This is a genomic window from Allocoleopsis sp., from assembly GCF_036703385.1.
GTDB lineage: Bacteria > Cyanobacteriota > Cyanobacteriia > Cyanobacteriales > Coleofasciculaceae > Allocoleopsis.
Map to the genome: position 1 here is coordinate 1 of NZ_DATNPA010000125.1, position 8931 is coordinate 8931.

General features: G+C 43.2%; 6 protein-coding genes. 1 reads left to right on the forward strand and 5 read right to left on the reverse strand.

Annotated elements, in window-relative coordinates; translation table 11 throughout:
• From V6C93_RS06275 to mtnB, 4 genes are all read right to left on the reverse strand, one after another.
• A partial coding sequence (locus tag V6C93_RS06275; RefSeq protein WP_333475797.1) for a serine/threonine-protein kinase PknK occupies positions 1–3670 on the reverse strand: 3670 nt, incomplete at its 3' end.
• A gap of 374 nt (positions 3671–4044) precedes the next feature.
• Positions 4045–4350: a hypothetical protein gene (locus V6C93_RS06280; RefSeq protein WP_333475798.1), complete on the reverse strand. Its 306-nt coding sequence runs from the start codon at positions 4348–4350 to the stop codon at positions 4045–4047.
• A 379-nt stretch (positions 4351–4729) separates the two neighbouring features.
• Positions 4730–6148: a glycoside hydrolase 100 family protein gene (locus V6C93_RS06285; protein WP_333475799.1), complete on the reverse strand. Its 1419-nt coding sequence runs from the start codon at positions 6146–6148 to the stop codon at positions 4730–4732.
• A 157-nt stretch (positions 6149–6305) separates the two neighbouring features.
• Positions 6306–6947, reverse strand: coding sequence for a methylthioribulose 1-phosphate dehydratase (gene mtnB, locus V6C93_RS06290; RefSeq protein ID WP_333475800.1), 642 nt, complete (start codon positions 6945–6947; stop codon positions 6306–6308).
• Between the two features lie 451 nt (positions 6948–7398).
• Between mtnB and V6C93_RS06295 the strand changes: the two genes are divergently transcribed.
• Positions 7399–8283, forward strand: a complete 885-nt coding sequence (locus V6C93_RS06295) for a peptidoglycan-binding domain-containing protein (protein ID WP_333475801.1) — start codon at positions 7399–7401, stop codon at positions 8281–8283.
• A 9-nt stretch (positions 8284–8292) separates the two neighbouring features.
• Here V6C93_RS06295 and V6C93_RS06300 read toward each other — a convergent pair.
• Positions 8293–8931: haloacid dehalogenase-like hydrolase (locus V6C93_RS06300; protein ID WP_333475802.1), on the reverse strand; the 639-nt coding region annotated here is incomplete at its 5' end.

The window sequence follows — 8931 nt, forward strand, 5'->3', positions numbered from 1 at the left end:
CGAGAAGAGCCAGAGAATGGTAAAAATTATGCTCAGCCACATATAGCGTACCAATAACGGCATCCAAATAATCTATCGCTAGCTCAGCTTGAAGCTGCGCGATCGCATAATTTTTAAACAAATAGCAGAGGATTAACTTGAGCAGATAAAAGCAAAAAATAATCATCCTGTAATTTGCTTTCATCAACAGTGGAAACATCGTCTCTTCACTAAAAATTTTCCCTGTTAAAGTGCATGAATTATTAGCCCTATCAGCTAAATTCAAGGCAGCTTGCCGACCGACTTTCAGGTAAAAAATACCGAATTCCTGTTTCAGCGTCTCCAGTAACTCTTCATAAGACGCACTCTTTTGAGCCACAACATCCAGATTTTCTCCACTAAAAAGTAGGTACATCGTATATTCGGCACTGCCATAACCCATATATTCAGCATTACCTGTTTCTAACCCCGTTTGAATTGCCGTTAGGAAATTTTTCATCGCTTCTCGAAGGGGTTCTTTCCAGGGTTGAATATGACTGGCAAAGACTTTGTGGACTTGACACCTAATCGGATCGGAGGGAAATTGCTCTAACACGTTCAAAGACAATCGCCCAAATTCATACCCGGACTCAATATCATCTAATGCACCACATAGGAGCAAACCGTAGAGACAATACCCATAAGCTGAGGAGGCGGCGTTACCATACTGAACAGATAAACTAACCAGTGATAATATCACCGGAAACAACAATTCTGGTTTTTCAAAGTAAACTGGCGGAATGAGAGTCACTAAGATGCGTGTTGCCGCTAGTTTGACGGCATCATTCATCTTGGGTAAGGTTGCTAACTCAGCAATTTTGCTCGTTTCAAACCTCAATTGTGAGCGTAACTGTTCTGATACTTGATTAATGCCTTCTGAGTCTTTGGGTAGTGGAGTTCCTAACAGCGCCAGAATTTCCAATCCTGTATCGATGGCTGGCATAAAATCGCCTTGGCTGGTATAGAATTGGATTTTCTTTTCATAAATTTTTATTTGGTCAAGAACTGTCCTTGCCTCTTTAATGGCAATATCAATTAAAACTTTAGATTGTTGATAGTTTGTATTTAAGTATTCGACTTCCACCGCTTCAACATAAAGAGCCAGTGTTAAATCATACTGATGAGTCCAGCTATCTTCTGGCAGAATTCTGAGTCCCACCTTTAAATATTTTAAGGCAGGTTCGTAAGCCGTTGCTGCCTTTGCTTTCCGAGCGGCGATTAAATTTAATTGAGCTAGTCTTACTTTTTGGACTAGCTCGACGATTAATTCAACACCACTGTTCAGTTGGTTAACAATTTCAAAAATATTCTCTTCAATGTTTGTTGTCGGGATAGATTGAAGCAGTAAGCGACCAATTTTTAGATGAGTTTCTCGTTTTGAGGAAGAGGGAATCAGTGAATAAGCCGCTTGCTGCACGCGGTCATGTAAGAACTTGTAACTCACCCTGGTGATTTTAGATTTGAACTCTATTCCTTGATTAAAGGAACTCGGAAGGGAGGAATTTTGTAATTTGTTTTCATTTTTATGTTTCCCTTCCTCGTCAGTTCCCACGTCGTCTTCATCAAACACTAAGGGGATTTTATAAGCCTCACTCAAAGGTAAAATTAACCCAGATTGTAAAGCTGGATAGAGGGCAGTGGCTATTGTATGAGGAGACTGTTCATTGACGACTGATAATACATTAAGGGTAAATTTATCCCCGAGGCAAGCTGCTAATTTTAATACTGATACTGTAACTTCTGGTAATTTTTGTATTCTTCCGGCAACCAGTTTTACAACATCTTTATCAGCAATACCCCTTGACTTAATTTCCTGTAAATCCCAATTCCATACAGCCTTGTCAAAGTCAAATACTAAAAGATTTTCTTGGTATATTTCTTGGATAAACTGAGTCAAGAAAAAGGGATTGCCTTCCGTGATATTCCAGCTCAATTCTGCTAGAGATATAACTCCTTTTTTTGAGCTGATTCTAAGAGAATAGGTCAGATTTTCTTGCTCTGATTTTGCTTGTATAGAAGGGGGTTGGGAGATTAAATTTTCTTTTAATGTATCAGCAATTAATTGAGTTACATTGTCTAAACTTAAGGCTTGTAATACGATATTATTAACCGCTGTCCCAGCTTTCTGAATCTCCTCTATAGTCTGGATTAAAGGATGGCTGGGGCTCACTTCATTATCTCGATAGGCACCGATAAATAGTAGATATTTACTATCTGGGTCAGTGACCAACAGTTGCATTAATTTTAATGTAGCCGAGTCAGTCCATTGCAAAACGTCTAAAAAGATGACTAACGGAGCTTGAGTAATTTGAGTGAAGGCTTGAATAAATTCTTTAAATACTCGATTGAAGCGATTTTGAGATTCGGTTGGGCTCAGTTGAGGGACTTTTGGCTGTTTACCAATAACTAATTCCACTTCGGGAACCACATCGATAATAACTTGCCCATTTGACCCAACAGCTGTTAGGATTTGGCTACGCCATCCTTCCAGTTTTATAGCACTTTCCGTTAGTAATTGACGCATCAATGAACCAATAGCTTGAGTTAAGGATGCATAGGGAATATTCCGCTTGAATTGGTCAAATTTCCCTGAAATAAAATAACCCCGTTGGCGGGTGATGGGTTTGTTAATTTCATTGACAATTGCTGATTTCCCAATACCCGAGTATCCACTGACTAGCATCAGTTCCCTCGTTCCCTGACTGACGCGATCGAAGGCAGCTAAGAGTAAATTAACCTGAGTTTCCCTACCATACAACTTTTGAGGAATGAGTAACTGACTCAAGACATCTAAGCGCCCTGGACTAAAATCAGTAATCTTGCCTCTTGCTGTTAACTGGTCGAGACAAAGTTCTAAATCCGCTAACAATCCTCTCGCACTTTGATACCTATCTTCAGCATTTTTGGCCATCAACTTCATCACGATTTCTGAGATAGCTGGAGAAATTTCTGGATTTAATTGTTGGGGGGCTGTAGGAAGTTGGGCAATATGACTGTACACTAGCTCTAAGGGGTCTTGACTATGAAATGGCAATTGACCTGTGAGCATTTCATACAAAGTGACACCGAGGGAATAAAAATCTGTGCGATAGTCGAGGGTACGATTCATTCTCCCGGTTTGTTCGGGAGACATATAGGCGAGAGTGCCTTCAACTGAGTTAGGGTTAGTGAAACAGGGGTTTTCTTTAGACAGGCGCGAGGCGATTCCGAAATCGGTTAATTTAACAATTTCAGGTTGACTTTTGATGATGATATTGCTGGGTTTAATATCTTTGTGAATAATCTGGTTTTGATGCAAGTAATCTAACGCTTGGGTGATTTGGATGGCGATGCTCAAACAGGTCGTAATACTTAATTTTTGGGCTTGCAACTGTTGAGAGAGGGAGTTCCCCCCAAAGTCTTCTAAAAGCAATGCTAGACGATGGTTAAAGGTTTCAATACTCAGGAGTTTTACAATATTAGGATGGTCTAAGCCTTGCCGAATTTGATATTCATGCTTGAGGCGAGTAATAGCTTCGAGAGTAGGATAGTCAGACTTGAGAACTTTGAGGATTGCTGACTGTTGATGGGAGGGTATCTGTCCTCGATAGATGATTGTTGCGACACCTGTGTGCAAAGTAGAGTTGATTTGGTATTGCAAGAGGGTCTTCATCTCTGGGGTGCTTCTAGAAGTGAAAGGTATATCTTAATGCTGATGAATATTTTCACGGGGAATTCCTCAATGGGAAGTCTTCCCGTATACGCAACCGGACTATTTCATGTTTGCCCTGTAAATAGGGGCGGGATGAGAAAATATTCTGAATGGCAGCCAACGCGGTGCAGGAGTTACTCCCATAGCAATGCGTAGCCGCATCGAATTGCTAAGCTGCCCTTGCTTTAACAATCTCGTTGATGGTGAGATGAGCCAGAAAGCCCATCTTGATTATGCTAGCTTAGATGCATATCAACTTATCGTGCCATTGAAGAACTACCGATATAGACCATCTGGCAATATAATTTTTATTGCTTTTATCCCTATCACTTGAACTATTCATCCTCACCTAATTTAAGGTTGTAATAAACTAAAGCTACTTGCTGAAAGTCCCACACCGCACCGATAAGCCCTGCCTTTTTCAACTTCCTCAAACAGCGGCTAATATGGGACGAGCTATATATACCTATCTTTTGAACCAACGCAGAACAGGTGTGTGGTTGTACTGATAAATGTTTGATAACCAGGGTCATCGCTGAACATTTAACCTTAGTTTCTGTAACTTCTGCATTCGAGTCAATTAAATCAACGGTCTGAGCTAAATGATCGGTTTCATTAGCTGAGGAATCTGTTTTTATCATAGAATCAAAATAAAAGTAACATCCAGTCAAACATTTTCATCCTCCCTAAGAGGGATACCAATGTATGTGAAGCGAAATTGGTTGATCACGGTTGAGAGTGGAAGGCTCTTTAAAAGTTAAGCCTGATAGAAATATAACAAATATATATATGTTATTTAAAAGCAACTGGTGACTGTTGATACCAGTAACATCAACTTTACCTAGTGGGAGTTAAATCGATTGGTTGAGTCACTCAACCAAAATAAGGACGTATTTGGCCTTGTAAAGCGAGTTTAGGATTGGATTTGGGCTTGATTTTTGTTTGAGTCCCAATAGGAGAAATGGTAAGGTGCGTTGCAGAGCACCCTACACTACTAAACAATTCCTTTTTTTCAGAAATTTAGCTCGAGTGAGAGGAGGCCCAGTCCAGGGATTCAAACTCTTCATCAAAACTGAATAATCCCAAATCCTCTGGATGAGATATGAGGTGTTTTGCTAATAAGAATCCGGAAATTGTCCAAGTTTGATATTTCCGGGCTTGTTTCCCCACAAGTCTCCCATTTTTGCCATCGTAGTACTCTGGCCATTGGTCTTTACTCAAGCGTTTTTCCGCCAATTCAATAGCAATACGTGCAATATGGGGTCTACCCGTTTTCTGAGCCGCAGCGGCTAACAGCCACAGTAAGACAGGCCAATTGCCGCCATTATGGTATGACCAGGGGACATTCTTCGGGTCGCAACCTGTGAGAATCTTCCACTCTAGACCTTCCACAGCAGGGAAACAAATTTTCATTGGCATATTTCCCACTAAATCATCCCATCGTTGTTCGATCAGATCCATAATCCATTGCGACTCTTGCGGACTGGAGAGGGAACAAATGATCGCCATTAAGTTTCCTAGAGTAAAGAAGCGGAAATCCATCTGCGCGGGGCCAAGATTACCCGCGAGATAACCTCCTTGTTCTGGCATCCATTCGGTTAACCAATAGGGAATCGACTCAGGGTAAATATTGAACTTGTTGACCGCTGTATCACCAAATTCTTCGCCCTGATAGCGATAAATTTCGTTCAAACGCTTAATATCGAGCCAATAGTATGTGCGAATATGAAAATTGAGAGTACTTAAGCGCTGATTCACAACCAAGGTATAGATTTCGCCTTGGCGATCAGGTGCAAGTAGTTCTCGCACCGCCCTCAAAGCTCCATAAAATAAGGCTTGAATTTCCAGAGGATGCCCATACACTCCCATCCGACGGTCAATCATGAACGCGCCATCAGGTACCAACATCGTTGGGAACATATCAAACCGATCGGCGAGGCAAAGCTTGAGGATATGGATAAGTCCTTTTTGAAATTCTGGCTGATGAGCCAGAGCGATGTCGCCCGTCGTCTTCACATACGCCCGCAACAGGATAATCCACCAGAGGCTGGAATCAACGGGCGTAACTCTAGCGATCGCATGTTCCCCAAAATCCGCCGTTAAAAATTGCTCGCCGTAGCTGGTTGCCACCTTAAAGCTGGCTGGCATCAAACCCTGACCCGCATTAAAGTAATCCATCTGCTTGGTTTCGTCCTGAAGCGCCAGCGTCTCGACTAGGAAATGACGCACAATTTCCGTTTGGCCGTTCATTAGAAACAGCAGCGCTGAAGAAACAAAATCGCGAACAAAGCACTGGTTGTAATTGAGAGCTTCTACATCCGGATCGCGAGCCGCTACAGAACCAACCGGACGCCCGTAATAGTAAATGATAGAATCCTCAAGTGCTTTCCACGCTTCTGCGACTATATCGTCTTGCACTATATCGCGTTGTGTTGTCATTGATTTTTCAGCATCCTCTTGCTTCACCGAAATGCTTCAACTGAAGTCTGAAGTACAAAGTTTGAAGGATGAAGCATAAAGTATGAACTATCAAAAACTTTGCCGCCTTCATACTTTTGCTGTTAACCTTCTTTTCATCCTTCATCCTTCATACGTTTTAATGTGTTTCTTCCGATGGCTCCTCGAGGCCAACGTTTCGAGCCGCCACCATATAACGGAAGATGTATTCTGCTATCTCCAAATTGTTGCGAGCACCGTCTGGGGAAGAAGCCCAAACCGTAACACCGTGATTCCGGATGAGTAACGCATTGATCGACGGCGGTACCGCCTGAAAGCGCTCATAGATATCATCCGCAATCCGAGGCACCTCTAAATGGTTCGCAAATACTGGCATTACCACTTTGGGGTTTTCTTCCCAGACTCCGAAACCCTTGAGCATCTCCAAAGGTGGCAGAGGCAGGGAATCCCCAGTGGTAAAGCGAGAAACTAGATTAGCCTCAATAGAATGAACGTGATAGCAGGCTTGAGCCTCTGGAAATAGTGAGTAGATTACCTGATGAATACTAGTCTCGGCTGAAGGGCGGACATCTGGTGTGGGTTGCTCCAACACCGCACCATCGGGCGCGATGCGGATGAAGTCACCCATATTTAGCAGTCCTTTATGACGTCCACTGGCAGTAATCCAAAAACTACCATTGGGCAGCCGAGCGGAGAGATTACCCGCTGTGCCCACCATCCAGCCTAGCTGGTAAAACTGACCAGCTGCTGCTATTAAAGTTGGTCTTGGATCGGTATTCATTCTAACCTCAAAAATTTCTTTAAGTAGGGTGTTATGCGTCAGAGCTTACACACTCTTTACAGAATTTCAGGGATTTTTGCGTTTGTGTATCCCCTCTCTTGCCTTTTCTCCTGAAAACGAACTCTAGTATCCACAGGCAGACGTTTACCTCTCAGGAAGGGTAGACTAAGCAGACTGACACTACAACTTACCCCTTTAGGCAGATGTAAGAATCCCCATGAGTTGATCACACAGCGAAATAGGGAAGCCTAACTCCGCCATTTCCAATTCCCGATTTCCCATTCCCAACTCTCAAGAAAGTTTTGTAAAAAATATTCTCTTTAGTGCTGCAAATCGGAAGTTTTGTTGCAAGATTTAGAAGATAAAAGATGCTAGTTATCCCCACTGATTCTCTAAATTTCAGGGAGTTCAAACTGTAGAAACCCCAATCATTAATGGGAAGGCATTATTTATGCAAAAATTGCAATTGGGTGCATCGGGTTCAGCGGTTGTTCAGCTTCAGCAGCAGTTGAAAAAGTTAGGAGCTGCCTGCGATCCAGGCCCTGTCGATGGTATCTTTGGACAAACAACAGTCTTGGCTGTCAAAGCCTTTCAAAACAGTAAAGGTCTTGTAGCGGATGGTGTGGCTGGCCCCCAAACTCTAGCTGCTCTGGGTCTCCTCTCTGAGGATACAGGCCAAACAACGTTTAAAGAGCTGAAATTGAAAGCACCATCTGGAATCATCTTCGATCTGGTTGATGGTGCTAGCAGTAAGAATGCTCGCTTACAACAGTTTCGCCCTACCCAATCCATTCGTGATGGAAACCTACCTCGGTTTTACTTTGCCATCCAAAAGTTCTCCGACTTGAATACACCTGTAACAGAACACTTCAGGCTGATTGAATTTATTTCTGATGATGAGATTAGTAGCGGCCTTATCTTCCCTTATTTTGTTCCAGCCGCTATCATTCGTCTTGCTCAAGCTCTGGAAGAATTACGGACGAAGCTCGGTAATGAATCCTTGAAATTGAGTAGTGGTTTTCGATCGCCTTTTCATTCCATGTATCAAAGAGACCCTGACAAAAAGAGCGCTCATCGATTTGGGACAGCTACTGATATTGTTCGGGTAGGTACTTTGGGGGCTTCGATGGAGCTGTTAGAACGGGTTAATAAAGCCGCTTTTGATGGTGCAGTAACACCCAGTAATCGCCCATCCGGAAAGAGTAGCCTGGGATTTGAATTTACCGAATCCATACAAGAGATGGGAGGTATCCCCGACCATGCTCATTTAGATATGGGATATGTTAGCGGTGAAATGGAGTTAAAACATTTGGGAGATTTGTTAGTGACGTCATAGACTGGATGGCTAGATATCTAACTTCATGCCTGACGCCTCTCGCCACCGCCGAGATAGCTGTTCACGGATATCAAAAAAGTCATTCCAATAGATGTAGGGTTTGTTGTGTTCTTCCATATATTGGATGAGGCGATCGCGTGCAAACACAACGGGGGCATGAAGTGCCATCTTCAAGTCCGTTACCGAATCCCCGATCGCGATCTGCTCCTCGGCGGGGTGTTTCGCCATTACCTGAACCTTAGCAACCAGTTCCGTACCCTCTTCAAACTCAGACTTTACCCGCATCAAGTCGCCCGTCGTATCCAGATCAACGGCATAAATAGCCGCCACCCGTTCTCGTAAAGACTGATTTGTGGAGACAGGCGTCTCACCCTTGCCAGTCACCTGACTCAGCACTGTTTCCACCATCCCCCGTACCCCCCCGGAAACGACAACAAAGGGTACGCCCTCAGCATCCAGAAAATCCAATAACTCAACTAATCCTGGACGGATTGCCTTGGATTTGGAATATTCAAGGATTTCGGGATAACAGGCTGAGGGAATGGATTCCAAGAGTTGCCGCACTCCTTCCCGTAACGTTAATCGCCTCGCATACATTTCGGGCATCAGTTGTTGGGACAGTTCGGGTGCAAACGTCTTGAGCATCCC